General features: G+C 70.8%; 21 protein-coding genes and 1 tRNA gene. 16 read left to right on the top strand and 6 right to left on the bottom strand.

Annotation, left to right across the window (positions count from 1 at the left end; genetic code table 11):
- The first annotated feature begins 150 nt into the window (after nucleotides 1–150).
- From WA788_RS16380 to WA788_RS16410, 7 genes are all read left to right on the top strand, one after another.
- A complete protein-coding gene (locus tag WA788_RS16380) occupies nucleotides 151–1,302 on the top strand; it encodes a Gfo/Idh/MocA family protein (RefSeq protein WP_335977943.1) in 1,152 nt (383 codons plus the stop codon).
- A complete protein-coding gene (locus WA788_RS16385; RefSeq protein ID WP_335977945.1) occupies nucleotides 1,299–2,462 on the top strand; it encodes a dihydrodipicolinate synthase family protein in 1,164 nt (387 codons plus the stop codon). The genes WA788_RS16380 and WA788_RS16385 overlap by 4 nt, the downstream gene beginning before the upstream one ends.
- Nucleotides 2,459–3,310: a sugar phosphate isomerase/epimerase family protein gene (locus tag WA788_RS16390; RefSeq protein WP_335977946.1), complete on the top strand. Its 852-nt coding sequence runs from the start codon at nucleotides 2,459–2,461 to the stop codon at nucleotides 3,308–3,310. Before WA788_RS16385 ends, WA788_RS16390 begins: the two co-directional genes overlap by 4 nt.
- Before the next feature lie 314 nt (nucleotides 3,311–3,624).
- Nucleotides 3,625–5,847 (top strand): SF1B family DNA helicase RecD2, encoded by a 2,223-nt coding sequence (gene recD2 / locus WA788_RS16395; protein WP_335977948.1) that lies wholly within the window; start codon nucleotides 3,625–3,627, stop codon nucleotides 5,845–5,847.
- A gap of 124 nt (nucleotides 5,848–5,971) precedes the next feature.
- The gene (locus tag WA788_RS16400; RefSeq protein WP_335977950.1) at nucleotides 5,972–7,261 is read left to right on the top strand and encodes a citrate synthase; all 1,290 of its coding nucleotides are present in this window, start codon (nucleotides 5,972–5,974) and stop codon (nucleotides 7,259–7,261) included.
- A 407-nt stretch (nucleotides 7,262–7,668) separates the two neighbouring features.
- A complete protein-coding gene (locus WA788_RS16405) occupies nucleotides 7,669–8,415 on the top strand; it encodes an SDR family NAD(P)-dependent oxidoreductase (RefSeq protein WP_335977951.1) in 747 nt (248 codons plus the stop codon).
- Nucleotides 8,416–8,587: 172 nt separating this feature from the next.
- Complete coding sequence (locus WA788_RS16410; protein WP_335977952.1) at nucleotides 8,588–9,496, top strand: DedA family protein; 909 nt, start codon at nucleotides 8,588–8,590, stop codon at nucleotides 9,494–9,496.
- Between the two features lie 25 nt (nucleotides 9,497–9,521).
- On the opposite strand, the gene WA788_RS16415 is transcribed toward WA788_RS16410, so the two are convergent.
- From WA788_RS16415 to WA788_RS16435, 5 genes are all read right to left on the bottom strand, one after another.
- The gene (locus tag WA788_RS16415; RefSeq protein ID WP_335977953.1) at nucleotides 9,522–9,725 is read right to left on the bottom strand and encodes a MarR family transcriptional regulator; all 204 of its coding nucleotides are present in this window, start codon (nucleotides 9,723–9,725) and stop codon (nucleotides 9,522–9,524) included.
- A 263-nt stretch (nucleotides 9,726–9,988) separates the two neighbouring features.
- Nucleotides 9,989–10,843: a class II fructose-bisphosphate aldolase gene (locus tag WA788_RS16420; protein ID WP_335977954.1), complete on the bottom strand. Its 855-nt coding sequence runs from the start codon at nucleotides 10,841–10,843 to the stop codon at nucleotides 9,989–9,991.
- A gap of 183 nt (nucleotides 10,844–11,026) precedes the next feature.
- Entirely contained in the window at nucleotides 11,027–11,917 is an 891-nt protein-coding gene (locus WA788_RS16425; protein WP_335977956.1) for an SIS domain-containing protein, read from the bottom strand.
- 242 nt (nucleotides 11,918–12,159) lie between these two features.
- Nucleotides 12,160–12,651: a MarR family transcriptional regulator gene (locus tag WA788_RS16430; RefSeq protein WP_335977957.1), complete on the bottom strand. Its 492-nt coding sequence runs from the start codon at nucleotides 12,649–12,651 to the stop codon at nucleotides 12,160–12,162.
- A 274-nt stretch (nucleotides 12,652–12,925) separates the two neighbouring features.
- Nucleotides 12,926–13,870, bottom strand: a complete 945-nt coding sequence (locus tag WA788_RS16435) for a SigB/SigF/SigG family RNA polymerase sigma factor (protein ID WP_335977959.1) — start codon at nucleotides 13,868–13,870, stop codon at nucleotides 12,926–12,928.
- 443 nt (nucleotides 13,871–14,313) lie between these two features.
- Between WA788_RS16435 and WA788_RS16440 the strand changes: the two genes are divergently transcribed.
- Complete coding sequence (locus tag WA788_RS16440; RefSeq protein WP_335977961.1) at nucleotides 14,314–15,348, top strand: phospholipase D-like domain-containing protein; 1,035 nt, start codon at nucleotides 14,314–14,316, stop codon at nucleotides 15,346–15,348.
- Between the two features lie 128 nt (nucleotides 15,349–15,476).
- Nucleotides 15,477–16,271: an alpha/beta fold hydrolase gene (locus tag WA788_RS16445; protein WP_335977964.1), complete on the top strand. Its 795-nt coding sequence runs from the start codon at nucleotides 15,477–15,479 to the stop codon at nucleotides 16,269–16,271.
- Between the two features lie 172 nt (nucleotides 16,272–16,443).
- Here the strand turns inward: WA788_RS16445 and WA788_RS16450 are convergent.
- A tRNA-Arg gene (locus WA788_RS16450) sits at nucleotides 16,444–16,519 on the bottom strand.
- Nucleotides 16,520–16,847: 328 nt separating this feature from the next.
- Here WA788_RS16450 and WA788_RS16455 point away from each other — a divergent pair.
- The 7 genes from WA788_RS16455 (at nucleotide 16,848) to WA788_RS16485 (ending at nucleotide 25,928) form a co-directional block, all read left to right on the top strand.
- On the top strand, nucleotides 16,848–18,488 hold the full coding sequence (locus WA788_RS16455; protein WP_335977966.1) for a dynamin family protein: 1,641 nt from the start codon (nucleotides 16,848–16,850) through the stop codon (nucleotides 18,486–18,488).
- Nucleotides 18,489–18,613: 125 nt separating this feature from the next.
- Nucleotides 18,614–20,509: a dynamin family protein gene (locus WA788_RS16460; RefSeq protein WP_443034047.1), complete on the top strand. Its 1,896-nt coding sequence runs from the start codon at nucleotides 18,614–18,616 to the stop codon at nucleotides 20,507–20,509.
- 125 nt (nucleotides 20,510–20,634) lie between these two features.
- Entirely contained in the window at nucleotides 20,635–21,069 is a 435-nt protein-coding gene (locus tag WA788_RS16465) for a single-stranded DNA-binding protein (protein ID WP_335977967.1), read from the top strand.
- Between the two features lie 271 nt (nucleotides 21,070–21,340).
- A complete protein-coding gene (locus WA788_RS16470) occupies nucleotides 21,341–22,777 on the top strand; it encodes a thioester domain-containing protein (protein WP_335977970.1) in 1,437 nt (478 codons plus the stop codon).
- Nucleotides 22,778–23,128: 351 nt separating this feature from the next.
- Nucleotides 23,129–24,793 (top strand): energy-dependent translational throttle protein EttA, encoded by a 1,665-nt coding sequence (ettA, locus tag WA788_RS16475; RefSeq protein ID WP_335977971.1) that lies wholly within the window; start codon nucleotides 23,129–23,131, stop codon nucleotides 24,791–24,793.
- Nucleotides 24,793–25,215 carry an acyl-CoA thioesterase gene (locus WA788_RS16480; protein ID WP_335977972.1) on the top strand — a complete coding sequence of 141 codons (423 nt, stop codon included), beginning with the start codon at nucleotides 24,793–24,795 and terminating at the stop codon, nucleotides 25,213–25,215. The genes ettA and WA788_RS16480 overlap by 1 nt, the downstream gene beginning before the upstream one ends.
- The gene (locus WA788_RS16485) at nucleotides 25,212–25,928 is read left to right on the top strand and encodes a hypothetical protein (protein ID WP_335977974.1); all 717 of its coding nucleotides are present in this window, start codon (nucleotides 25,212–25,214) and stop codon (nucleotides 25,926–25,928) included. The genes WA788_RS16480 and WA788_RS16485 overlap by 4 nt, the downstream gene beginning before the upstream one ends.
- Nucleotides 25,929–25,939 lie beyond the last annotated feature (11 nt).

A 25,939-nucleotide genomic window follows, 5' to 3' on the forward strand; every position in this document is an offset into this window, starting at 1 on the left:
CCTCTCAGCAAGCGCTTACTTTCGCATCCTGGAGAGTCTTGTCGACCGCCACTCATGCAAGCTAGCGTGATGCGGAAGAAAGCGCTTGCTATGGTGCGAGCGCATCGTAGTCGGCCTTCGTGCCCACCCCCGACCGCTCAGGAGAGGCCCATGACACGCAAGACCGTGAGGATCGCCATGAACGGCGTCACCGGACGAATGGGCTATCGACAGCACCTGGTGCGGTCGATCCTCAGCCTGCGCGAACAGGGCGGCCTCGACCTCGGCGACGGCACCGTGCTGTGGCCGGAGCCCGTCCTGGTCGGCCGCCGCGAGCACGCGCTGCGCGCGATCGCCGAGCAGCACGGCCTGGAGCACTGGAGCACGGACCTGGACGCGGTCCTGGCCGACCCGTCGATCGAGATCTACTTCGACTCCCAGTTGACCTCCGCCCGTGAGGAAGCCGTCAAGCAGGCCATCGCGGCAGGCAAGCACATCTACTGCGAGAAGCCCACCAGCACCTCGGTGGCCGGCGCGGTGGAGCTGGCGCGGCTGGCCACCGAGGCCGGCGTCAAGCACGGCGTGGTGCAGGACAAGCTGTTCCTGCCCGGTCTGCAGAAGCTCCGACGCCTGGTCGAGGGCGGCTTCTTCGGCCAGATCCTCTCCGTGCGCGGCGAGTTCGGCTACTGGGTCTTCGAGGGCGACTGGCAGAGCGCGCAGCGCCCGTCCTGGAACTACCGTGCCGAGGACGGCGGCGGCATCGTGGCGGACATGTTCCCGCACTGGGACTACGTGCTGCATGAGCTGTTCGGCCGGGTGCGCAGCGTGCAGGCGCTCACCGCGACCCACATCCCGCAGCGCTGGGACGAGCAGGGCAAGCCGTACGACGCCACGGCGGACGACGCGGCCTACGGCATCTTCGAACTGGAGGGCGGCGCCGTCGCGCAGATCAACTCCTCCTGGGCCGTGCGCGTCAACCGCGACGAACTCGTCGAGTTCCAGGTGGACGGCACTCACGGCTCCGCCGTCGCAGGGCTGCGCAAGTGCCGTGTCCAGCACCGCTCGGCGACTCCCAAGCCGGTCTGGAACCCTGACCTGCCGGCCACCGAGACCTTCCGCGACCAGTGGCAGGAAGTCCCGGACAACGCCGACTTCGACAACGGCTTCAAGGCGCAGTGGGAGCTCTTCCTGCGGCACGTGGTGCTCGACGAGCCCTGGCAGTGGGACCTGCTGGCCGGGGCCCGGGGCGTCCAGCTCGCCGAACTGGGCCTGAAGTCCTCCGCGGAAGGCCGCCGCTTCGACGTCCCGGAGCTTTCGCTGTGACCATCCTGCTGCCGGACACGTCCGGCACGACCCGTGCCTACGAACCCCGGTCGGAGCCGATGCACCACAAGGCGGGCCTGCCCCTGCGCAGCAGGGTGGTGTATTCGGCCGCTCATGTCGTCGCCGACCCCTTCCACACCGCCGCCGACGCCCCCGCGGCCGTCGACTGGGACGCGACCCTCGCCTTCCGCCGCCACCTGTGGAGCCAGGGTCTCGGAGTGGCCGAGGCCATGGACACCGCGCAGCGCGGCATGGGCCTGGACTGGCCGGTCGCGGCCGAGCTGATCCGCAGGTCCTCCGCCGAGGCACGGACGACGGGCGGCCGCATCGCGTGCGGTGTCGGCACGGACCAACTCGTCGGCCCCGCCGCCGCACAGGCCACCCTCGCCGAGGTCGTCGCCGCCTACGAGGAGCAGTTGGCCGTGGTGGAAGGGGCCGGCTCGCAGGCCATCATCATGGCCTCGCGCGCCCTGGCCGCGGTCGCCAAGGGGCCGGACGACTACCTGGAGGTGTACGGGCACCTGCTGCGGCAGTCCGCGGACCCGGTGATCCTGCACTGGCTCGGCCCGATGTTCGATCCCGCACTCGCCGGCTACTGGGGCAGCGGCGATCTCGACATCGCGACCGAAACGTTCCTCGAGGTGATCGCCGCCCACCCGGACAAGGTCGACGGCATCAAGATCTCGCTGCTCGACGCGGGCCGCGAGGTCGCGCTGCGCCGCCGCCTGCCCGAAGGGGTGCGCTGCTACACCGGCGACGACTTCAACTACCCGGAGCTGATCGAGGGTGACGACGAAGGCTTCAGCCACGCCCTGCTCGGCATCTTCGACCCGCTGGCTCCGCTGGCCTCTGCCGCGGTCAGCGCCCTGGACACCGGGGACGCCGCGGGCTTCCGGGCACTGCTGGACCCCACGGTCGGCCTGTCGAGGCACCTCTTCGAGGCGCCGACCCGCTTCTACAAGACCGGTGTGGTCCTGCTCGCCTGGCTGGCCGGATACCAGGACCACTTCACGATGGTCGGCGGACTCCAGTCGGCCCGCTCGCTGCCGCATCTCGCGCGGGCCTACGAACTCGCCGACCAGGTGGGGATCTTCGCCGACCCCGCACTCGCCGAGGCCCGGATGCGCGGGCTGCTGGCCGTATACGGAGTGGACGCATGACCGGAGACCTGGGCGCCGTGACGGACCTCGCGCGCCTGAGCATCAACCAGGAGACCATCAAGCAGTGGTCGCTGCCCGAACTGGCCGCGGGCTGCACGGAGGTCGGCATCACGTCGGTCGCCCTGTGGCGCGCGCCGGTCCAGGAGTACGGCGTGTCGGAGGCGGCCGCGCTGATGCGCGACCACGGGATCACTGTCACCTCCTTGTGCCGCGGCGGCTTCTTCACCGCCTCCGACCCGGCGCAGCGGGCGGAGGCACTGGCCGACAACCGTGCGGCGATCGACGAGGCCGCGACCCTGGGCACCGGCACCCTGGTGCTGGTCTCCGGCGGCCTGCCCGAGGGCGAACGCGACATCGCGGCCGCCCGGGAACGGGTCGCGGAAGCGATCGGCTCGCTCGTGCCGTACGCCGCGGAGCACGGCGTGCGGCTGGCGATCGAGCCACTGCACCCGATGTACGCCTCGGACCGCTGTGTGATCTCGACGTTGGAACAGGCCCTGGACATCGCGGAGCGCTTCGCGCCCGAACACGTCGGCGTCGTGGTGGACACCTACCACCTGTGGTGGGATGACCGTGCGCCGGCCGGGATCGCGCGTGCCGGCGAGGGCGGCCGGATCGCCTGCTTCCAGGTGGCCGACTGGGTGACGCCGCTGCCCGAGGGCGTACTGCTCGGGCGCGGTCAACTCGGTGACGGCTGCGTCGACCTCAGGGGATTCCGCGTCCTTGCCGACAAGGCCGGCTATCAGGGCCAGGTGGAGGTGGAGATCTTCAACCCCGGCCTGTGGGCGAGGGACGGGGCCGAGGTGCTCGCCGAAGTCGCCGACAGGTACCGGAGGCACGTGCTCTGACGTGCCCTGACGGGGCCGGAAAAAAATCTTCGAATTTTGCCGTTCCGCGGTGCAACCCTTTCGGGCCGTGGTGTGTCGTACATGGCATCGGGGCTCCCGGAGGGGGTTCAGGGAGCCCGGCTGGTACGCCCGAGGGGGGTTTCGGGGGTACAGGGGGAGGGATGAAGAGGGGCCCGGCTTCGGCCGGGCCCCTCTCGCTTTCCGCCCGCCGGCTTCGGAGTTGTCCACAGCCGGGCGGGTGACCGCCGCCGCGCTGTCGGCCGCTGCCGGTACCTTCGGAGCAGATCACCGACCGGCCCGAAGGGAGCTCGCAGATGGGTGAGGCACCGCACCTTTCGGTCCTGGAGGGCGTCCTCGAACGGATCACGTACGCCAACGAGGACAACGGCTACACGGTCGCGCGGGTGGACACCGGACGCGGTTCCGGCGACCTGCTCACGGTGGTGGGCGCCTTGCTGGGCGCGCAGCCCGGCGAGTCCCTGCGGATGAACGGCCGCTGGGGCTCCCACCCGCAGTACGGCAAGCAGTTCACCGTCGAGAACTACACGACGGTCCTGCCGGCCACGGTCCAGGGCATCCGGCGCTACCTCGGCTCCGGGCTGATCAAGGGCATCGGGCCGCGCATCGCCGAGCGCATCGTGGACCACTTCGGCACCGACACGCTGGACGTCATCGAGACCGAGGCCACCCGCCTCGTCGAGGTACCGGGCCTCGGGCCCAAGCGGACGAAGCTGATCGCGGCCGCCTGGGAGGAGCAGAAGGCGATCAAGGAAGTGATGGTCTTCCTCCAGGGCGTCGGGGTGTCCACCTCCATCGCCGTGCGCATCTACAAGACGTACGGCGACGCCTCGATCTCCGTGGTGAAGAACCAGCCGTACCGGCTCGCCGCCGAGGTGTGGGGCATCGGGTTCCTGACCGCCGACCGGCTCGCACAGGCGGTGGGAATTCCGCACGACAGCCCCGAGCGGGTCAAGGCCGGCCTGCAATACGCCCTTTCGCAGGCCACGGACAACGGCAACTGCTTCCTGCCGGAGGAGCGGCTGATAGCCGACGCGGTGAAGCTGCTGCAGGTGGACACGGGCCTGGTGATCGAGTGCCTGGGGGAGTTGGCCGACGAGGAGGGCGTGGTGCGTGAGAGCGTCCCGTCGCCCGACGGGGACGGCGAACCGATCAAGGCGGTGTACCTCGTGCCATTCCACCGGGCGGAGATCGCGCTCGCCGCCCAGGTTCTGCGGCTGCTGCGCGGACCTGAGGACCGTATGCCCGGCTTCCAGGACGTCGACTGGGACAAGGCGCTGGCCTGGCTCGCCGAGCAGACCGGCGCGGACCTCGCCCCCGAGCAGCAGGACGCCGTGCGCTTGGCGCTCACACAGAAGGTCGCGGTACTCACCGGCGGCCCGGGCTGCGGCAAGTCGTTCACGGTGCGCTCGGTGGTCGCCCTGGCGGTTGCCAAGAAGGCCAAGGTGGTGCTGGCCGCGCCGACCGGCCGGGCTGCCAAGCGGCTCGCCGAACTGACCGGGGCCGCCGCCTCGACGGTGCACCGCCTGCTGGAGCTCAAGCCGGGCGGGGACGCGGCCTACGACCGGGACCGGCCGCTCGACGCGGACCTGGTGGTCGTCGACGAGGCGTCCATGCTGGACCTGCTGCTGGCGAACAAACTGGTGAAGGCGGTGCCACCCGGAGCGCACCTGCTGTTCGTCGGCGATGTCGACCAGCTGCCGAGCGTGGGAGCGGGCGAGGTGCTGCGGGATCTGCTCACCCCGAGCGGCCCGGTGCCGGCGGTGCGGCTGACCCGCATCTTCCGTCAGGCCCAGCAGTCCGGTGTGGTGACGAACGCGCACCGGATCAACTCGGGCACCCCGCCGGTCACTCAGGGACTGGCCGATTTCTTCCTCTTCGCCGAGGAGGACTCGGAGGCGGCGGCCCGGCTGACAGTCGACGTCGTGGCCCGTCGAATTCCGGCCAGGTTCGGTCTCGACCCGCGCCGCGACGTCCAGGTGCTCACCCCGATGCACCGCGGGCCGGCCGGCGCGGGCGTGCTCAACGGGCTGCTCCAGCAGGCTGTCACCCCGGCCCGCCCGGACGTCGCCGAGCGCCGCTTCGGCGGGCGCACCTTCCGGGTCGGCGACAAGGTCACGCAGGTCAGGAACAACTACGAGAAGGGTGCCAACGGCGTCTTCAACGGCACCGTGGGCGTGGTCACCGCCCTCGACACGGTGGAGCAGAAGCTGACGGTGCGGACCGACGAGGACGAAGAGGTCGGATACGACTTCGACGAACTGGACGAGTTGACCCACGCCTATGCCGTCACGATTCACAGGTCGCAGGGCAGCGAGTACCCCGCGGTGGTGATCCCCGTCACTACCGGCGCTTGGATGATGCTCCAACGGAACCTGCTTTACACCGCGGTCACACGGGCGAAACGCCTGGTCGTGCTGGTGGGGTCCCGCCGGGCGATCGGCCAGGCGGTGCGCACGGTCTCGGCGGGTCGGCGCTTCACCGCTCTCGACCATCGGCTTGATCTGGGCGCAAAATAGGCACTCCGTGCCACTTTTCGGCCCGATGGCCGACCCCGAGTGCACACCCCAGTGCCAAATGGGGGACAGTGGACGTAGTCAGGGCACCTCGAAGAAGAGGCAAAACCGTCGGTGAGGGAATGACGTGAGCGACAACTCTGTAGTACTGCGGTACGGGGACGGCGAGTACAGCTACCCCGTTGTGGACAGCACCGTCGGTGACAACGGCTTCGACATCGGCAAGCTGCGTGCCGATACCGGGCTGGTCACCCTGGACAGCGGCTACGGCAACACCGCGGCGTACAAGTCCGCGATCACCTTCCTCGACGGTGAGCAGGGCATCCTGCGCTACCGCGGGTACCCGATCGAGCAGATCGCCGAGCGCGGCTCCTTCCTGGAGACCGCGTACCTGCTGATCAACGGCGAGCTGCCGACCGTCGACCAGCTCTCCTCGTTCCAGGGGCAGATCACGCAGCACACGCTGCTGCACGAGGACGTCAAACGGTTCTACGACGGCTTCCCGAAGGACGCCCACCCGATGGCGATGCTGTCCTCCGTGGTCAGCGCGCTGTCGACGTTCTACCAGGACAGCCACAACCCGTTCGACCCCGAGCAGCGCGACCTGTCCACGATCCGGCTGCTCGCCAAGCTGCCGACGATCGCGGCGTACGCGTACAAGAAGTCCGTCGGCCAGCCGGTGGTCTACCCGCGCAACGACCTCGGCTACGTCGAGAACTTCCTGCGGATGACCTTCTCGGTCCCGGCCGAGGAGTACGAGCTCGACCCGGTCGTGGTCAACGCGCTGGACAAGCTGCTGATCCTGCACGCCGACCACGAGCAGAACTGCTCGACGTCCACGGTCCGGCTGGTCGGCTCCTCGCAGGCCAACCTGTTCGCGTCGATCTCCGCCGGCATCAGCGCGCTGTGGGGGCCGCTGCACGGCGGTGCCAACCAGTCCGTGCTGGAGATGCTGGAGCGCATCAAGGCCGAGGGCGGCGACGTCGACTCCTTCATCCGCCGGGTGAAGAACAAGGAAGACGGCGTGAAGCTCATGGGCTTCGGGCACCGCGTCTACAAGAACTTCGACCCGCGGGCGAAGATCATCAAGGCGGCGGCGCACGATGTCCTCTCGGCGCTCGGCAAGTCCGACGAGCTGCTCGACATCGCGCTCAAGCTGGAGGAGCACGCGCTCAGCGACGACTACTTCGTCTCGCGCAAGCTCTACCCCAACGTGGACTTCTACACCGGCCTGATCTACCGCGCGATGGGCTTCCCGACCAGCATGTTCACCGTGCTGTTCGCGCTGGGCCGGCTGCCCGGCTGGATCGCCCAGTGGCACGAGATGATCAAGGAGCCCGGCTCCCGCATCGGTCGGCCGCGGCAGATCTACACCGGCGTCGTCACCCGCGACTACGTCCCGGTCGAGGCCCGCTGACCTGGGCCCACGGGTAAAGAGAGCGCCCCGCGACGGATCCCCCCACGGGTCCGGCACGGGGCGCTCCCGTTTCCCGGAGCGGATCCCCCCACGGGTCCGTACCGGGCGTTTTCGGCGGCCGCGCCAAGCCGGGACGAAGCGGCCGGGAGGGCCGCTCAAGCTCCCCGGAGATCGCCCCGGCGACGCAACTCGATCCATCCCCCAAGATGGACCGTACCTCAACTCTCTACACCGGCTCCGCCGGGGGCCGGTGTTCAAGACATAAGACCCACGAGACGCCGTATTGGTTACGCTCTTGGCGATGTGATCTACGTCTCTTCGCTGTGGGTGTTTGTGCTGGCTACCCCGCTCGCGGCCGGTCCGGCGTGATCCCGTAGCGTGCTGTTTCTCCTCGAGGGGCGGAGCACATGGCAGAGAACGCGACAACGGTCCGGAACATCGTCGTGACCGGCGGAGGCACAGGGATCGGCCTGGCCATCGCGATCCGGTTCGCGGAGGACGGCCACCGCGTCACGATCGTCGGCCGCCGCCGCGAGGTCCTGCACGCCGCCGCGGACGAGCTGCACACCGAGCGCGGACTGGACGTCACTCCGGCCGTCTGCGATCTGGCCGATCCCGACGACGTCGAGAGGGTCCTGGCACAACTGCCCGAGCGGGTCGACGTTCTGGTCAACAGCGCGGGCAGCCGCGAGCTGGCCGTGGGGGCCGGGCCGCACGGTCTGCTGGCGCGCTGGCGCGGTGACTTCGAACGGAACGTCCTGACGGCGGTGCTGCTCACCGAGTCGCTGCGGGACCGCTTCTCCGACGCCGGCCGGGTGGTCACCGTCACCTCGGTCGCCGCGCTGCGCGGCGGTGGCTCCTACGGGGCCTCCAAGGCCGCCCTGCACGCCTGGAACCACTCCCTGGCCGCCCAGCTGGGTCCGCAGGGCGTCACGTGCAACATCGTGGCTCCCGGGACCGTGGCGGGCACCGAGTTCTTCGGGTCGCGGCTCAATGACGCGGAGCTGACCCGGCGCGCGGGACGCACGCTGGTGGGCCGGGTCGGCAGGCCGGCGGACGTGGCGGCGGCCGTGCTCTTCCTGGCCTCCCCGGAGGCCGGCTTCATCACCGGCGAGATCCTGCAGTGCAACGGCGGCGAGCTGCTCGGGCGTTGACGGCGACCAGTGGTTTCCGGGCCTCCACCCACGGGAGTAGGCCCGCTGCATCCCGAGGATGAGATTTCCGGGGAATCGGCGGAGAAGTACCCCTACACCGCCAAACCCGCTTGCCGAGCCGAGGGAACCGCTGGGAGCGTTGATCCCAGGGGGTGGGAAGAGGGGCGGTGGTATGGACGTTGCACTGAGCGTGTCGTCGATCGACTTCACCTCCGGTCTCGCCGAGCACCTGCGGGGTGGCAACGTCTTCTGGGCGTACGCGCTGCTGGCCGCGACGACGGCCCCGCCGCTCGTACCCAACGCCGTCCTGCTCGTCACGGGCGGTGTGATGGCCGCTGAGGGCCGTCTCAGCATCGCCCTCGTGCTGCTGGTGGTGGCGGGCAGCGCCGTTGTCGGTGACATGCTGCTGCACCGCGCCGGGCGGGCACTGAGCGGCCGTGTGCTGCACCGCATGCGCCGCCGGCCCCGCCAGGCGGCACTGCTCAAATGGGCCGCCCTGCGCATCCAGCGTCATGGTGTGCCCTTCGTCATAGGCGTCCGCTTCCTGCCCAGCGGCCGGGTGATCGGCGGGCTGGCCGCGGGCGTCGTGCGGTACCCGGCACGGCGGTATGCCGTCGGCGCGGGTGTCGCGGAGGCGGTGTGGGCGTCGTATTCGGTCGGTGCCGGATACATCAGCGGCCGGGCAGCCTCGAACTCCTTCTACGCACTGTCCCTCGGGCTCGGCATATCCCTGCTGGTCGCCGGGGTCGGCACGGTGGCGCAGTGGGTCTCACGCGGGCGGGACCGACGGCATGGCGACGGGGGCAGTCCCCCGTCCGTCGTGGTCGCGTCCGCCGCCGGGGGGTGTGAAGGGCCGGCCGGACCGACTGCGGCGGGTGTCGAGGGTGGCACCTCGGCGGCGTCCGCCCCGCAGTCGTCCGCAGCCACGAGTGCCGTGATCGTCCCGCCGCCTGCCGCGTCCGAGCGTCCTCCGCCGGTCTCGGTGCCCGAGGACGGCCGGGAGATCCTGCCGTCTCCCGTGCCGCCGCCGGACAACGATGCGGGCGACAGTTCGCGTCCGCTGACCGGGCGCGGCACTTAGCGGTGAGCTGCGCCGCGGCGCCGGGTCAGCCGGGGTCCCGGCGCCCCCTGTTGCCCGGGCGCCGGGCGCTCCACGCCCGGATCGTGTCCGCGTACCAGAACGGTTTCCCGCGTTCGACGACGTCGGGGTCCGGCAGGTGGCCGTGCTTCCGGTAGGAACGCACGGTGTCCACCTGGACGCGGATGTGGGCTGCGATGTCCGCGTACGACCACAGGGTCCGATCGGTCATGAAGCACCTCCATGCGACGGCGATATCGATCAGCACCTTCGTCCGGACAACGACGGGGCGCGACGCGCGCATGCGGTTGTTGATCTTCTGTGACACGGAACCCGCGTAACGGTGACAAACCGCAGGTCACGGCCAGTATTACCGAAGTATTGATCACATCGAAGCGCGCTCGATCACTCGTTCGAGTTGCCTTTCGGTGGAGATCGTTTCGGACCGGCCGGACTGCGGCAGAATTACCGTGCGTGACAATCCCGCTTCGGGTCTCAGCCTTCTTGCTCGGGCGCGCCGGCCACCACTCGCAGCAGGTGGGCGGCGGTAGCGGTCATCGCGTCGCGACCAGGGCGGAGGTAGCGGCGCGGGTCGACGGCTGTGGGGTCCGAGGCGAGGTAGTCGCGTACGGCGGTGGTGAAGGCGATGTTGAGCGCCGTCCCGATGTTGATCTTCGCCATGCCTGCGGTGACCGCCTGCCGCAGTTCGCCGTCGGACACGCCGGACGAGCCGTGCAGGACCAGCGGCACGCCCACGGACTCGCGCAGCCGGCCGATGAGTTCGTGGTCGAGCCGGGCGGTGCGCTCGGTCATCGCGTGCGAACTGCCGACCGCGACGGCCAGCGAGTCCACACCGGTGGCAGCGGTGAAAGCCGCGGCCTCCGCCGGGTCGGTGCGCACACCCGGGGCGTGCGCACCGTCCTTGCCGCCGACCTCGCCGAGTTCGGCCTCCACCCACACCCCGTGGGTGTGGGCCCACTCGGTGATCCGGGCAGTGGCGCTGACGTTCTCCTCGTAGGGCAGGACCGATGCGTCGAACATCACCGAGGTCACGCCGGCGGCGACCCCGGCGCGAAGGAGTGCCTCGTCCTCCACGTGGTCCAGGTGGAGGGAGACGGGTACGGCGGCCGCTTCGGCGGCGGCCGCCGCGCCCGCGAGCACACCATCGAGGCGGCCGCCGTGGAACTTCACGGCGTTCTCGCTGATCTGGAGGATGACGGGCAGACCGGTCTGCTCGGCGGCGGCAGTGATCGCTTCGGCGTGCTCCAGGGTGATCACGTTGAAGGCGGCCACGCCACCGCCGGACGCGTGTGCGGCGAGGACGAGTTCGGCGGTGGCGGCGGTCGGCATGCGGCTTCCTCGGGTCCGGGTCCCCGGGGTCGTTCGGGGACCGGTGGGCCGGCACGCGGCGTGCCGACGGTGCAGGTGGGTCGGTCCGCCGTGGCAGCGGCGGACGGATGTGGAGCGGGTACCGACGGATGCGGAAGCGCCGTCAGCGGGAGAAGGGGAGAAGGGAGGTGGATGGAGATGGGGTCAGCCGAGGATGACCGATCGGGTCAGGTTGCGCGGACGGTCCGGGTTGTAGCCCTTGGCCTCGGCGATCGCGACGGCGAGGCGCTGGGCGCGGACGAGGTCGGCGAGCGGGTCGACGGTGGGCCGGTGCTCCAGGTGCCCGCCGACGGCGGCGACATTGTCGGCCAGCCCCTCGGGCAGCGGGCCGAAGGACCAGGCGACGCGGCCGGGGCCCGTGATGCTGATCGGGCCGTGGCGGTACTCCATGGCCGGATATGCCTCGGTCCAGGCGCCGGCGGCCTCCCGCATCTTGAGCGCGGCCTCCTGCGCCAGCCCGTAGGTCCAGCCGGTGCCGAGGAAGGTGACCTGCTCGGCGGCCAGTGCCTCGGGTGACAGATCGTCGCTCACAGCGGTGCGCGCGTCGGCGATCGCGGTGGTGAGGTCCTCGCCGAGGTGGGCACGGAGTAGCGCCAGCGCGGTGGTGGCGAAGCGGGTCTGCACCACGGACTGCTCGTCGGCGAAGTCCAGGACGACGATCTCGTCCGCGGCCTGCATGACCGGGGTCTTCGGGTCGGCGGTGATGGCGGTGACCGGGGTGGAGCCGAGCAGCTGCTCGCAGGCCCTGAGCACCTCGGTGGTCGTGCCGGAGCGGGTGATCGCCAGCACACGGTCGTAGCTGCGGCCGAGCGGGAACTCGGAGGCGGCGAAGGCGTCCGTCTCACCCTGACCGGTGCTCTCGCGCAGGGTGGCGTAGGACTGCGCCATGAACCAGGAGGTGCCGCAGCCGATGACCGCGACCCGCTCACCACGGGCGGGCAGCTTCCCGGACTGTTCCGGAGCGAGCTCGACCGCGCGCTGCCAGCAGTCGGGCTGGGTGGTGATCTCGGTGGTGGTCAGTGACGGGGCGGCCATAAGGGCTCCTCGGGCAGGCGGCGCGCGGGGCTGCGCGGTCGGGTGTCGTGCGCGTACTTCGGTCAGTGTAGATGATTGATTCTGCTTGAAGTGAGGGGGTAATGAACAGGAGTGCGCAGTTCGGTTGCTCCATCGGGTGGGCGGGCGCCGCCGTGGGGGCGGGAAGCACAAAGCCCGGCCCCTGCGCCTGGGGTGGTGGAGTTGCTGGCGCAGGGGGCCGGGCCGGTGTGGAGGCGGGGGGATCAGCTCTTGGTGAGTTCGTCGGTGGCGGTCCGTCCCGCCTCGGTGCTGCGCTGCAGGAAGTCGGCGATGGTGGTCAGTGCGTCATCGTCGTAATCGGCGCACACGCCGTCCATGGCATGGCTGAGGCCGGAGAGGAGATAGCCGATCTCGGCTTCCTTCTCCTTGATCACCTGGACGAGGATCGCTCGGCGGTCGCTGGGGTTGGGGGTGCGGACCACCCAGCCGCCTCGTTCCAGCCGGTCCAGCACGCCCGTGAGGGTGGCGGGGTGCAGGCCCGCGCGCCGCGCCAGTGCTGTCGGGCCCATCGGGCCGTGTCGGCTGATCAGGTCCAGGCACTCCAGATCGGCGTCCCGAAGGTCGAGGTGCGCACCTATCTGGTGGTTGAGAAGCGTGAGTTGGGCATGGAGGTCCCGCACATGCTCCTTGATGTGGTTCGTCAGCCGTCTGCGGCGTCGGGCTGTCGAAGTCGCCCCGGACAGGGTGGAGTCCATACGCAACGATCCCTCGCATCGTTTGCCTGATCGCCGGGGTGGCCCATAGCTGCCAGCGCGCTCGCCCCCGGCGGCGAGCGCGGTACCGGCAGGTGCTCGAAGCCTGCTGGGGACAGCTCAGGCGCACACTTTCTCACACCGTCTGTTCACCCTCGTAGCCCTTTCTGGCAAAAGCATGCCTGGTCCTGGGCAGGGGAGTTCGGGCCGCCGGGAGGGAGGATGCGCTGGTGGAGAGCAGGGGCCAGGGAGGCGGCAGGGGCGGTGCCGGGCGCGGTCAGGCAGCGCGTCTGTGCGGTGCGGCGGCGTTCGGAGCCGGTGTGTGATCACGGCGGTGCAGGGTTTGCTGCGAGGCGGCCTCGGGGGCGCCGCGTTCGAGGGCGTCCACTGCGTGTTCGGCGCCGACGACCTCCTCTCGGATCGCCGAGCAGGACCGGGCGATCAGGCGGGATACGTGCATCTGCGAGATGCCGAGCCGGTCGGCGATCATGCTCTGCGTCATTCCGTGGAAGAAGCGCAGGTAGAGGATCTGGCGTTCGCGCTCGGGAAGGCGGCACAGTTGCGGTTTGACCGCTTCGCGGTCGAGTACGACGTCGAGCGCGGGGTCGGGGGCACCCAGAGTGTCGGCCAGGGACATGGGCCCGGAGTCCAGGGGTTGCCGGCACTGGGCGTCCAGCGACAGGGAGCTGAAGCTCTCCAGGGCTTCCAGGCCGGCGGCGGCTTCCTCCTCGGTGAGGCCGGCGTGCTCGGCGATCTCCCGGGCGGTGGGTTCGCGTCCCGGCCGGGTCTGGGTCAGCTCCTGGTGTGCGGCGCGGACGCGGGCTCGTAGGGCCTGGACACGGCGCGGTACGTGCACCGACCACATGCAGTCGCGGAAGTGCCGTTTGATCTCGCCGTCTATGGTCGGCACCGCGTAGCTCTCGAAGGCGGTGCCGCGGTCGGGGTCGTACCGGCTCACGGCTTTGACCAGGCCGAGGGCGGCCACTTGGCGCAAGTCGTCCAGGGACTCGCCGCGGTTGCGGTAGCGCCCGGCCAGGCGGTGAGCCATCGGCAGCCACTCCGTGGCGATCTGCTGCCGAAGATGTTCCTTGGAGGCGCCGTCCGGCAGCCGGGCGAGCAGGCGGAACGCCTCGGCCGTGTCGGGGGCGTCGTCGTGCGGGTGCCGGCCCCGGGGGGAGGCGTGTGCGGATGTGTGACTGGAAGCGGGGACGGAAGAGGCCATCAATCACCAGCTCCTCGCGCTGCGACCCCTCAGGGATACGGTCGGTCACGGCCGGGGGAGGGGCCGAAGGTGGTGTGCCCGGTGAGATGTGGGACAAACCACCGTAAAAGGATCAAATAGTCAAAAGGGCGACCATCTGCGTGTGGCGCCCCTGGTCGGGCTGCGTGTGCGGCGCGGCCGCGCGCCGGGGTTCGTGTGCCGTAGTGCTGCGGGTGCGGGGCGTATGCGGAGAGCTCCGGGTGGGGCGCCAACACTCCTGTGTGCGGGGGGAGTTCGTCGCAGACTGGTGATGGCGGTACGCATCCGGGTCCGGTTGGACGCGGCCCTCCGCGCTTGGGGACTTTGCCAAGCCGAGTCCAGGATTTCGCCTGGACTGTGGAGATCGCCGGGGCGGGTCGTGATGTCCTGTACATGCCACATCGGACGACCTATGCGAGGTGCGCATGTCCCGCCCGTACATCCGTCCTGCCTGTCTGCTCGCCGCCGCCGCTCTGGTCGCGGGGGCTGCCGGAACCGCCGGTGCCGCCACGTCCGGTACTGCTGCGACCGCTTCCGCCTCGGTCGCCCCCTCGGCGGTCACCTACACCCTGGTCACCGAGCCGTCCGCCGGTTACGGCGCGATCTACAACCTGATCGGCTCGGCGACGACCAGCATCGACCTCACCATGTACGAACTGACCGACACCACCGCCGAGCAGGATCTCGTCGCCGCCGCCAAGCGCGGGGTGACGGTCCGGGTGATCCTCGACCAGAACCTGGAGAAGTCGAACAACACCGCGGCCTACACCTACCTCAATGCCAACGGCGTGCCCACGCACTGGGCTTCCACCACGTACGCCGCCACCCACCAGAAGACCCTCACGGTGGACGACGCCACCACCGCCATCATGAGCGGCAACCTGACCAGCCAGTACTACTCCACCAGCCGCGACTTCGCCGTCATCGAGAACAACTCCCTGGACGTCAAGGCGATCGAGAAGGTGTTCGCGGCCGACTACGCCGGTACCGCGATCACCCCGACCGACGGCGACCACCTGGTGTGGAGCCCGACCGACGCCCAGTCGAAGATCCTGGCGATCATCAACGGCGCCACCACCAGCCTGTCGGTGGAGAACGAGGAGATGGGCTACGCCACCGTCGTCACCGCGCTGGAGAACGCCGCCAAGCGCGGGGTGAACGTGGAGGTCACCATGACCAACGACGACAACGAGTACGCCGACGAGTTCGATGCCCTCACCGCGGCCGGCGTCCATGTGCACACCTACGCCTACACCGCGTCCCTGTACATCCACGCCAAGGCGATCGTCGCCGACTACGGCACCAGCGCCGCCACCGTGGACGTCGGCTCGCAGAACTTCTCCAACGCCTCCCTCAACAAGAACCGCGAGCTGGGCTTCATCACCACCTCCATGTCGATCATCTCCGGCATCAACACGGCGCTTGCCTCCGACTACGCGGGCGGCACGGCCTGGTCCTGATCCACGGGAGTGCGGGTCGGCGGTCGAACGGGGCTTGCGGACGGCGCGACTTCGCCGTGCGCGAGAATCCCACCGACGGCGCCGGGCACGGCCGCCGCGCACGACGGACCGGACAAGGAGCTGATCGCATGGCCACCGCCGACCTCGACGGAGTCGCCCTCAACTACGAGGTGACGGGCAAGGGGCCGCGGTTGCTGTTCCTCAACGGCTCCGGCGGGACGCTCGCCGAGGCGGCCGTGCTGATCATGCGCCTGTCCGGCAGGTTCGAGGTGGCCGCCTTCGACCAGCGCGGCATAGGCAGGTCCGGGCCCGCCGCCGGGCCGTACACCATGGCGGACCTGGGCGCGGACGCGCTGGCACTGGCCGACCACCTCGGCTGGCCGTCCTTCCGCCTGCTCGGGTTCAGCTTCGGCGGGATGGTGGCGCAGGAACTGGCCGTCACCCGGCCAGAGCGGGTGGAACGGTTGGCGCTGCTGTGCACGTCCTCCGGGGGCCGCGGCGGCTCCTCCTACCCGCTGCACACGCTGCCCCTGCTTCCGCCGGAGGAGCGGGTGGCCCGGTACACGAGCATCCTCGACACCCGCTTCTCCGCCGAATGGCTGGCCGCCCACCCTGGTGACCGCGCCGTGGTCGAGTCGATGCGCGGGCGGCTGGCGTCGGACCGGCCGGCCGGCGTACGGCGGGGCGAGGAACTCCAGATGAGGGCCCGAGCCGCGCACGACGTGTACGACCGGCTCGCAGCCGTCACCTGCCCGACGCTGGTCGCCGCCGGGCGCTACGACGGCATCGCCCCGGTCGCTAACAGCGAGGCCATCGCCCGGGTTGTCCCGGACGCCGAGCTGCGGGTCTTCGAGGGCGGACACATCTTTCCGTTCCAGGACCCCAGCGCGCTTCCGGCCGTGATCGACTTCCTCGCACGGTGACGCCCTCGGGCGGGCCGCCACGATCCGGGATGTAGCCGCAGCAACCGCGTCAACAGCGGCCTTGGGGGCTGAAACCAGCCATCTGAGGCAACGGTTCGCCAGGCCGGAAATCGCCATAAAAGCGAAAAAAGAGGATGAAATGACTCCGTGGGTGGCCCGCGGGCTCTCGCTGTGGTGCCCCCGGCAGGACTCGAACCTGCGGCCAAGTGCTTAGAAGGCACCTGCTCTATCCACTGAGCTACGGGGGCCGGACAGTGGCCGCGGCTGTCTCCGCCCCTGGGTGGTTCCGTGACCTCGTACCGGGGTCAAGGATAGGGCGACAGATGCCCGCTGCCGCATGCTTCACCCGCGTGACACGTTGTGGAGGTTCGGTGAAGCGGTCCGATAATCCCAGGTGACCACTGAAGCCGCATCGCTTTTGACGGGTCGAAATGCTGCTGTTGTGCACTCGTTATGCCGGTGGCTCATTCCGTCCCCTGGTCCACATGCGTCCCATCGGGGTCTCGTGGCGGGCGAATAGGGCAAACCCGCTCGAATGCGCTTCAAAATCACGCCAATATGGGGCATTGTGCCATTGTGGTGATCTTGGACGTACGGCCCGAGCTGCTTGATGCGCTGTCCGCACTGCGTGATGGTGTCGACGCCGCGCGCTTCCCCTTCCCACTGCCCGGGGCCGAACGGGCTCGCCGGACCCGGCAGGAGCTGCTCACCCAGCTCGATGACTACCTCGTCCCCCGGTTGAAAGCCCCGGAAGCGCCGCTCCTCGCGGTCGTCGGAGGGTCCACGGGGGCGGGAAAGTCCACCCTCGTCAACTCGCTGGTCGGCCGCCGGATCAGCCCCTCCGGGGTGCTGCGCCCCACCACCCGCACACCGGTGCTCGTCTGCCACCCCGAGGACCGGGCATGGTTCGCGGACCCCCGGGTACTGCCGGGGCTGGCCCGCATCTGGTCCGTCCGTCAGCGTTCCCGGGCGGACGAGGACGGCCCGGACCGCTCCGACGCCGAGCGCCTCGGCCCGGAGCGGGCCGAACTCCGTCTGGAGGCGGACGACTCCCTGCCCCGCGGCCTCGCCCTCCTCGACGCCCCGGACATCGACTCGCTGGTCAGCCACAACCGCGAACTCGCCGCCGAACTGATCTGCGCCGCTGACATCTGGATTCTCGTCACGACCGCCTCCCGCTACGCCGACGCCCTGCCCTGGCACCTGCTGCGCGCCGCCAAGGAGTACGACGTCACCCTCGCTACCGTCCTGGACCGGGTCCCGCACCAGGTCGTCGAGGACATCAGCCGCCACTACAGTGCCCTGCTCGCCAAAGCCGGGCTCGGTGACGTGCCCCGCTTCACCGTGCCGGAACTGCCCGAGTCGGCTGCCGGCGCCGGCCTGCTGCCGCAGACCACCGTCGCCTCGCTGCGCGCCTGGCTGGCGCACTGCGCCGAGGACCCCGCCGCGCGGCAGCACGCCGCCCGCCGCACCGCCGTCGGCACCCTCGACTCGATGAACGAGCGACTGCCCGCGCTGGCCGCCGCCTCCGCCGCCCAGCATGCGGCCGCCCAGCGGCTGACCCGCGCCGCCGAGGAATCCTACGAGCAGGCCGCAGCCCGCACCGCGGCCGCGATCGAGGAGGGCAGCCCACTCGCCGGAGAGGCGCTGGCGTACTGGCAGAGTTATCCGGCCTGCGGCCCCGATGCGCTCCAGCGCGCCCTGGCCGAGGAGCTGGCCGCCCTGCTGCGCACCGAGACCGACGCCGCCGACGACCGCGTGGCCGAGGCGTGGCAGCGCGAGCCGGCCGGAGCCGCGCTGCTCGACGAACCCACCTCCCGCCCCGACCGGGACCGGGTGGCCGTCGCGGCTCGGATCGACAAGGGAGTACGGCGCTGGCGGCGCGGTGTGACCGAGCTCGCCTACACGGAGGCCCGTGCCGCCCGCTCCGCCGACCGGCCGGCCACCGACCCGGAGGACATCGCCGCACTCCTTGCCACGGTGCTGCTCGGCGGCAGGGCCGGTCGGCCGGCCGGCGAGCAACTGGCCGAAACCCTCGGTGCCCAGGCCGCCGTACGGCTGCGCGACGCCGCCCGCGCCCTGCTCGACGACGCCGTCGCGGGATTGCTGTCCCGCGAACGCGAACGCCGACTCGCGCCCATCGACGGCTACGACGTCACCGCCGGACAGCAGTCCGCCCTGATCGCCGCCCTGTCCGTACTGCAGAAGGAGAGGTGAACCCGGTGGCCACCAGCCCCTCGGCCCTGGACGACCCGAACGCATCAGCCGAGCCGGCGGTGGCCGACCCGCTGACCGTGCGGGTCGAAGCCCTCGGCGAACTGCTCGGCCTGTCCAGGACCCGGATCAGCCCGGACGAGCTGGCCGACAGCAGCGAGCTGCTCGCCCGGGTCGGCGAGCGGCGGCGGCTGTCGCTCGACCACACCGTGGTCGCCGTGGCAGGGGCGACCGGCAGCGGCAAGTCCACGCTCTTCAACGCGCTGACCGGGATCGAACTGTCCGCTACAGGTGTGCGCAGGCCCACCACTTCACGACCGGTCTCCTGCGCGTGGCAGCCGGAGCGGGCGGCGGGACTGCTCGACCGGCTGGGTGTGGCCCCGCAGGACCGCTACGCCCGCTACGGGTTGCGGGACACCTCGGCCCCGGCGTCCGGGGAGGCAGGCGCGGCAACCGAGGCGGACACGGAAGCACCGGCCGACGGGCGGGACGAGAAGTATCCCGGTGGCCAGGCGCCCTGTCTGCCCGGCCAGGCCGCGGCCGCGGACGACGCTTCCCACTGTGCAGTTGGCGACAGCGCCGAGATCGGTGGCGACCTCGGTGCTGCCGAGGAGCTGAGCCTCGACGGGCTGGTGCTGATCGACCTCCCTGACCACGACTCCGCCGCCCCCGGGCACCGCGAGCAGGTGGACCGCCTGCTGCGGCTGGTGGACGTCGTCGTGTGGGTGCTGGACCCGGAGAAGTACGCCGACGCGGCACTGCACGAGCGGTATCTGCGGCCTCTGGCGGGGCACGCCGATGTCACCGTGCTGGTGCTGAACCAGGTCGACCGCCTCCCGGGGGACACGGCCGACCTCGTCCTCGACGACCTGCGGCGGCTGCTCGACGAGGACGGGCTGGCGGTCGGCGAGCACGGCGAAGCGGGGGCCGTCGTGCTCGCCGCCTCCGCGCTCACCGGGCAGGGCGTGCCGGACCTGCGCGCCGTGCTGGCCCAGATCGTCTCCGAACGCGCCGCTGCGGGGCGGCGGTTGGCGGCGGACATGGACCGCATGGCGAGCGGGCTCCAGCCGCTCTACGTCGGCGAGGGCGGCGCCGGGCTCACCGATCCGGCGCGTGAGGAGTTCGTCGACCGGCTCGCGGACGCGGTGGGAGCGGCCGGAGCCGGTCAGTCGGCGGAAAAGGAGTGGGCGAGTGCCGCATGGGACGCCTGCGGCACTCCGTGGAGTCGACTGTTGGGGGAACGGGCCGGAGCCGCGAGCCGTTCCCGTTTCGCCCGGAAAATGACCGGTTCACTCGGTCGAGGGAAAACGGTGCCGCGGGAGCCCATTGCCCGCCCGTCCGTTGTCCGCGCGCCCGCGCGTGCGGGCGCGGACAAGGAGGAAGTGCCGGCGCGGCCGACGGCGTCGCGGCCGGTGATCGACGAGGCGGTGCGCGGACTTGCGGCCGACGCCGCGCGTGGACTGCCCGCGCCGTGGGCCAGGGCGGTGCGCGACGCGGCACGGCGGGGCGGGGAAGGGCTGCCGGCGGCGCTCGACGCCGCGGCGGTCCGGGCCCGGCCGCGCACGCCGGAGCGGCCCGGCTGGTGGTCCGTGGCCGCGGCCGTGCAGTGGCTGCTGATGGCGCTCGCGCTGGCCGGGGTGGTCTGCCTGTCCGCGGTCGGCTCCGGCTCGCTGGACATGTCGTGGTGGCCGCCGCTCGTCACGGTCGCGGTGGGCGGGCTCGGCGGTCCGCTGGTCTCCGGCACCTGCCGGATCGCCGCGCGCGGACCGGCCAGGAGGTACGGCCAGGCCGCCGAGCGGCGGCTGCGGGATGCGGCGGCCGACCGCGGTCGGGCCCGGGTCCTCGAACCGGTCGCGGCCGAGTTGATGCGTTACCGCGAGGTGCGCGAGCAGTACGCGGTCGTGGCAGGCTCCGCTCCGGCGCCCGCCCGGCTCGTCCCGGCCGGCAGGTCCGCGGAGGGCTCGACCGGTGCGCCGCTGCCGCTCGGGCGGGCTGTGGAGCGCTCTTCTCACTCGTCCGGGTGACGAAGTTATCCACAACAGGCGGGCTATCCACATTTTCCGGATCTTTTTTCCTCAGTCGTCCGATTTCGCGCAAGATGGTCTTGCCGCGTTCCACACGGGAGCGCGGCGGACGAAAGGAATGCGCGATGAACGAGACGCTGGTGACGGTTGTGGGAAATGTCGCGACCGAGCCCGAGAGCCAGGTGACGGCCACCGGTCTGGTCGTGACCCGTTTTCGGCTCGCGACCACCACGCGGCGCTGGGACGCCGAGCGCGGTGCCTGGACCGACGGCGCGACGAGCTTCTACACCGTGCGTGCGTGGCGGAACCTCGGAAGCAATGTGAAGGAGTCCGTCTGCCTCGGTGAACCGCTGGTCGTGCAGGGCCGGTTGCGGATCAGGGAGGACGAGAAGGACGGCCGCCGCTATCTCGCGGCGGAGTTGGAGGCGGTGGCGATCGGGCACGACCTCGCCCGCGGTGTGGCACGATTCAGCCGTTCCGGCGGCCGCGGCGGGGCGAGCGCAGGTGCGGGGGCGGAAGTCCGGCCGTCCGCACCGGAGTTGACGGCTGCCGTGCCGTGAGCGGGGTTGACGTGGGCCGTGCGGCGTGCGAGCGGCGGGTGAATACCCGCGGGTATTCGTGGCGTGAATTGTGTCAATGATTTATCGACAATGACGGAGACACGCCCTTCGCGCATAACGATTGAGATTCGAATGCCGCTCGGGCGGCTCTCGACTGTGGGGATCACATGCGCGGTTCCTAGGATTTCGGCGTTCGTATGTACGGGGGCTCGGCACAGGCGGGGTCAACCCCTTCATCACGACCAGGTACCTCGCCCGGAGGGGAAAATTCATGTTCAACACCTACAGACGGGGTGCTGCCCGCTTCGCGGCGGCCGGTGTCACGGCCGGCCTGCTCGCGGCCGGCGTGTTCGCCGGCGCGACCACGGCCGCCGCCGACGGCGGCAACTCCGGTGACAGCACAGCCACCACGACGTCCGGCGGCGCGACCGGCAAGCTCGGCGAGCTCGCACCGGGTATGTACGGCGGCGCGACCGTGACCGACAAGAGCGGCAAGTCCGCTCCCGAGCTGGCCGGCCTGTTCCAGCTGAAGCTCGACGACGGCACCAGCGTCTACACCTACTGCATCGACCTCTACAGGGGCGCCGACACCAGCGGCAACGCCGTCTACCACGAGGTCCCCTGGAGCGCGACGTCCCTGACCCAGGAGGGCCGGGACAAGGACGTGGCCGGGAAGATCACCTGGATACTCCAGCACTCCTTCCCGACGGTCAACGACCTCGGCGCGCTGGCGACCACCGCGGGATCGGGTCCGCTGACCAAGGAGTCGGCCGCGGCCGGCACCCAGGTCGCGATCTGGCGGCTCTCGGACGACCCGAAGGCCGCCGCGAACGACCCGGCCGCGGAGAAGCTGGCGGACTACCTCGACCAGTCCGCGCAGGCCGTCGCGGAGCCGTCGCCGTCGCTGGAGCTCACTCCGCCGTCGGTGTCCGGCAAGTCCGGCGGGCGGATCGGCCCGATCACCGCGCACACCAGCGCGACCGGTGCCCAGGCGGTCCTGGCCGCTGACGCGCCCGACGGCGTGAAGCTCGTCGACGGTGACGGCAAGCCGGTCACGTCGGTCTCGGACGGCAGCCAGCTGTACTTCGACGTGCCCGCGGGCACCAAGGAGGGCAGCACCTCGGTGACGGTGTCCGCGACGACCAGCGTGCCGGTCGGTCGCGCCTTCGCGGGTACCAACTCCAAGACCAACGGCCCGAGCCAGACCATGATCCTGGCCGGCACCAGCCAGTCGGAGATCAAGGCCACCGCGACGGCCACGTGGGCGGACCAGGGCCCGATACCGGCGCTGTCGGCGCAGGTGAACTGCTCCAAGTCCGGTGTGGACGTCAGTGCCAGCAACAAGGGCGACGAGTCCTTCACCTTCACGCTGGAGGGGAAGACCTACACCATCGCCCCCGGCGAGTCGCAGACGATCACGGTCCCCGTCGCCGAGGACCAGGGCTACAAGATCGACATCGCGCTGCCCGACAAGTCGGTGAAGACGTTCAAGGGCGTGCTGGACTGCAAGGCGGCCACCGCGCCGCCGACCATTCCGGCGACCAACCAGCCCAGCCCGGCGTCCGCCTCCGACACCGGCAACCTCGCCGAGACCGGTAGCAGCAGCGCCACCCCGATGATCGCGGGCATAGCGGTCGCCCTCGTGGTGGTCGGTGGGGGAGCGGTCTTCTTCTTCCGCCGCAACGCGCGCAAGAACTCCGCCGCCTGATCGGTGTGAGCCGGCTGGACGGGCGGGCGCGCCTGTCCGTCCAGCCCGCCTGACCGCCCGGTCCGCCTGACCGCCCGGTCCCGCCGGGCCCGGGACGGTCAGGCCCGGCCGGCGCAGGCACGGCAGTCCCAGGCTCGGCCGGCTCCGGTGCGGCCGAACCGGTTGGACCGGCTCCGCCGGGGCCGGACCGGGCCGCGGGGACGGGCGGGGCGGGCCGGGAACGGTTCGGGTACGGGGCGGGGCTGACCTACCCGTTCGCCCCCTGGGGCGGACGGCTGGCAAGATGGGGCGTATCTGCCCTCACGCGGCGGAGCCGCACATTGGCCCTTCTCGATTGCCGGACGGTTTCTCTTGGCTGAGTACATCTACACGATGCGCAAGACGCGTAAGGCGCACGGCGACAAGGTCATCCTCGATGATGTGACGCTGAGCTTCCTGCCGGGCGCGAAGATCGGTGTGGTCGGCCCGAACGGCGCCGGTAAGTCCACCGTGCTGAAGATCATGGCGGGGCTGGAGCAGCCGTCGAACGGGGACGCGTTCCTGTCGCCGGGCTACAGCGTGGGGATGCTGCTCCAGGAGCCGCCGCTCGACGAGTCGAAGACGGTCCTGGAGAACGTGCAGGACGGCGTCGCGGAGACGAAGGCGCAGCTCGACCGGTTCAACGAGATCGCCGAGCAGATGGCGACGGACTACTCCGACGCGCTGCTGGAGGAGATGGGCAAGCTCCAGGAGCAGCTGGACCACTCGAACGCGTGGGACCTGGACGCACAGCTGGAGCAGGCGATGGACGCGCTCGGCTGCCCCCCCGGGGACTGGCCGGTGACGAACCTGTCCGGTGGCGAGAAGCGCCGGGTGGCGCTGTGCAAGCTGCTGCTGGAGGCGCCGGACCTGCTGCTGCTGGACGAGCCGACCAACCACCTCGACGCGGAGTCGGTGCAGTGGCTGGAGCAGCACCTGGCGAAGTACCCGGGCACCGTGGTGGCCGTGACCCACGACCGGTACTTCCTGGACAACGTCGCGCAGTGGATTCTTGAGCTGGACCGCGGCCGGGCGCTGCCGTACGAGGGCAACTACTCGACGTACCTGGAGAACAAGGCGTCCAGGCTGAAGGTCGAGGGGCAGAAGGACGCCAAGCGGCAGAAGCGCCTGAAGGAGGAGTTGGAGTGGGTCCGCTCCAACGCCAAGGGGCGGCAGGCCAAGTCGAAGGCCCGACTGGCCAGGTACGAGGAGATGGCCGCCGAGGCCGACAAGATGCGGAAGCTGGACTTCGAGGAGATCCAGATCCCGCCGGGCCCGCGGCTCGGGTCGGTCGTGGTCGAGGTGGACCACCTGCACAAGGCGTTCGGCGAGAAGGTGCTGATCGACGACCTGTCGTTCACGCTGCCGCGCAACGGCATCGTCGGCGTCATCGGGCCGAACGGCGCCGGCAAGACCACGCTGTTCAAGATGCTGCAGGGCCTGGAGCAGGCGGACTCCGGCACCATCAAGGTCGGCGAGACGGTGAAGATCTCGTACGTGGACCAGGGCCGGGCGAACATCGACCCGAAGAAGACGCTGTGGGAGGTCGTCTCGGACGGCCTGGACTACATCAACGTCGGACAGGTGGAGATGCCGTCGCGGGCGTACGTGTCGGCGTTCGGCTTCAAGGGCCCGGACCAGCAGAAGCCGTCCGGGGTGCTGTCCGGTGGTGAGCGCAACCGGCTCAACCTGGCGCTGACCCTCAAGCAGGGCGGGAACCTGCTGCTGCTCGACGAGCCGACCAACGACCTCGACGTGGAGACGCTGTCGTCGCTGGAGAACGCGCTGCTGGAGTTCCCGGGTGCGGCCGTGGTCGTCTCCCACGACCGGTGGTTCCTGGACCGGGTGGCGACGCACATCCTGGCGTACGAGGGCGACTCGAAGTGGTTCTGGTTCGAGGGCAACTTCGAGTCGTACGAGAAGAACAAGGTCGAGCGGCTGGGGCCGGACGCGGCGCGCCCGCACCGGGCCACGTACAAGAAGCTGACGCGCGGCTGATGGCCCGGCACGTCTTCCGCTGTCCGCTGCGCTGGGGCGACATGGACGCGTACGGGCACGTCAACAACGTGCTGTTCCTGCGGTATCTGGAGGAAGCGCGGATCGACCTGATGTTCCGGCTGGCGGACAGGGAAGGCGGGGGCACGTTCTCGGGCGGGTCGGTGGTGGCGCGGCACGAGATCGACTACCTGCGGCCTCTGGTGCACCGGTACGAGCCGGTGGCGATCGAGACGTGGGTGGACAGCATCAACGCCGCGTCGATGACGGTCAGGTACGAGGTGAAGGACGACGAGGCGGTGTACGCGCGGGCGGCGACGGTCGTGGTGCCGTACCTGCTGGCCGAGCAGCGGCCGCGGCGGATCACCGAGGAGGAGCGGGCGTTCCTGGAGCGCTACCGCGACGAGGGGGCCGTGGTCGGGTGAGTGTGCGGCTCGGCTTCGCCGAGGGACCGGGCGGGGCGGCGGTGGTGGAGGCCGACCTCGCCGCGTTCCTGGGGCGGTTGGTGAGGTGGGACAAGGCCGCGGTGGTGCGGTTGCGTTCCGCGGCCGGGGAGGCGGCGCTCGGCGTGTTCGGGCAGCCGCCGTTCGGTGGGGTGCTGGCGGTCAAGAGCCTGGCGCTCGGCGGCGACGGGATAGCGGCGGCGGTGGACGCGACGGTGTCGGCCGGGCAGTTGCTGGAGGCGGTCGGGGAGGCGGTCGGGGGCGGGCGGTTCACGGTGCCGCCGTCCGTCACGGGTCCGGCCTGGGCCGGGCTGCTGCCGCCGCGGGAGGGCTGGCGGCGGGTCGCGGAGCTGGAGGCGGCCGTCGTACGGGAGGTCGCGGCGAGGGCGGTCGCGGAGTTCCGGGCGCGGACGGAGGCGCTGGTGCCGGAGCGGCGTTCCCGGGCGGAGCTGGACGCGCTCGCCGAGGAGCTGTGGAGCCGGCCGCTGCCCGGCGGCGGGGCCGGGGTGACCCTGCGCGTGGTGCACGCCGCCCACGCGCTCGGGTTCCTGCCCGCGCGGCGTTCCGGCGAGGCCGCGGGCGAGGCGGTCGCGGTGCTCGCGGCCGGCCCGTGGCTGCGGTTGCGCACCGGCTACGGCTCGGTGGCGACGCGCTCGGCGTCCGGGGCGTCCGGGCTGACGGTCTCGCCTTCCTGACCGGCCGCCGG

It is taken from the genome of Streptomyces sp. CA2R106 (assembly GCF_037034245.1).
Taxonomy (GTDB): Bacteria; Actinomycetota; Actinomycetes; order Streptomycetales; family Streptomycetaceae; genus Actinacidiphila.

Excerpts from the sequence above, each read along its gene's own strand:
- WA788_RS16425 (WP_335977956.1), bottom strand. The coding sequence starts at position 11,917 with ATGGCCGCCCCGTCACTGACCACCACCGAGATCACCACCCAGCCCGAC.
- WA788_RS16445 (WP_335977964.1), top strand. The coding sequence starts at position 15,477 with ATGGCCACCGCCGACCTCGACGGAGTCGCCCTCAACTACGAGGTGACG.
- WA788_RS16380 (WP_335977943.1), top strand. The coding sequence starts at position 151 with ATGACACGCAAGACCGTGAGGATCGCCATGAACGGCGTCACCGGACGA.
- WA788_RS16415 (WP_335977953.1), bottom strand. The coding sequence starts at position 9,725 with ATGACCGATCGGACCCTGTGGTCGTACGCGGACATCGCAGCCCACATC.
- recD2 (WP_335977948.1), top strand. The coding sequence starts at position 3,625 with ATGGGTGAGGCACCGCACCTTTCGGTCCTGGAGGGCGTCCTCGAACGG.
- WA788_RS16470 (WP_335977970.1), top strand. The coding sequence starts at position 21,341 with ATGTTCAACACCTACAGACGGGGTGCTGCCCGCTTCGCGGCGGCCGGT.
- WA788_RS16465 (WP_335977967.1), top strand. The coding sequence starts at position 20,635 with ATGAACGAGACGCTGGTGACGGTTGTGGGAAATGTCGCGACCGAGCCC.
- WA788_RS16480 (WP_335977972.1), top strand. The coding sequence starts at position 24,793 with ATGGCCCGGCACGTCTTCCGCTGTCCGCTGCGCTGGGGCGACATGGAC.
- WA788_RS16390 (WP_335977946.1), top strand. The coding sequence starts at position 2,459 with ATGACCGGAGACCTGGGCGCCGTGACGGACCTCGCGCGCCTGAGCATC.
- WA788_RS16440 (WP_335977961.1), top strand. The coding sequence starts at position 14,314 with ATGTCCCGCCCGTACATCCGTCCTGCCTGTCTGCTCGCCGCCGCCGCT.
- WA788_RS16405 (WP_335977951.1), top strand. The coding sequence starts at position 7,669 with ATGGCAGAGAACGCGACAACGGTCCGGAACATCGTCGTGACCGGCGGA.
- WA788_RS16430 (WP_335977957.1), bottom strand. The coding sequence starts at position 12,651 with ATGGACTCCACCCTGTCCGGGGCGACTTCGACAGCCCGACGCCGCAGA.
- WA788_RS16435 (WP_335977959.1), bottom strand. The coding sequence starts at position 13,870 with ATGGCCTCTTCCGTCCCCGCTTCCAGTCACACATCCGCACACGCCTCC.
- WA788_RS16410 (WP_335977952.1), top strand. The coding sequence starts at position 8,588 with ATGGACGTTGCACTGAGCGTGTCGTCGATCGACTTCACCTCCGGTCTC.
- WA788_RS16420 (WP_335977954.1), bottom strand. The coding sequence starts at position 10,843 with ATGCCGACCGCCGCCACCGCCGAACTCGTCCTCGCCGCACACGCGTCC.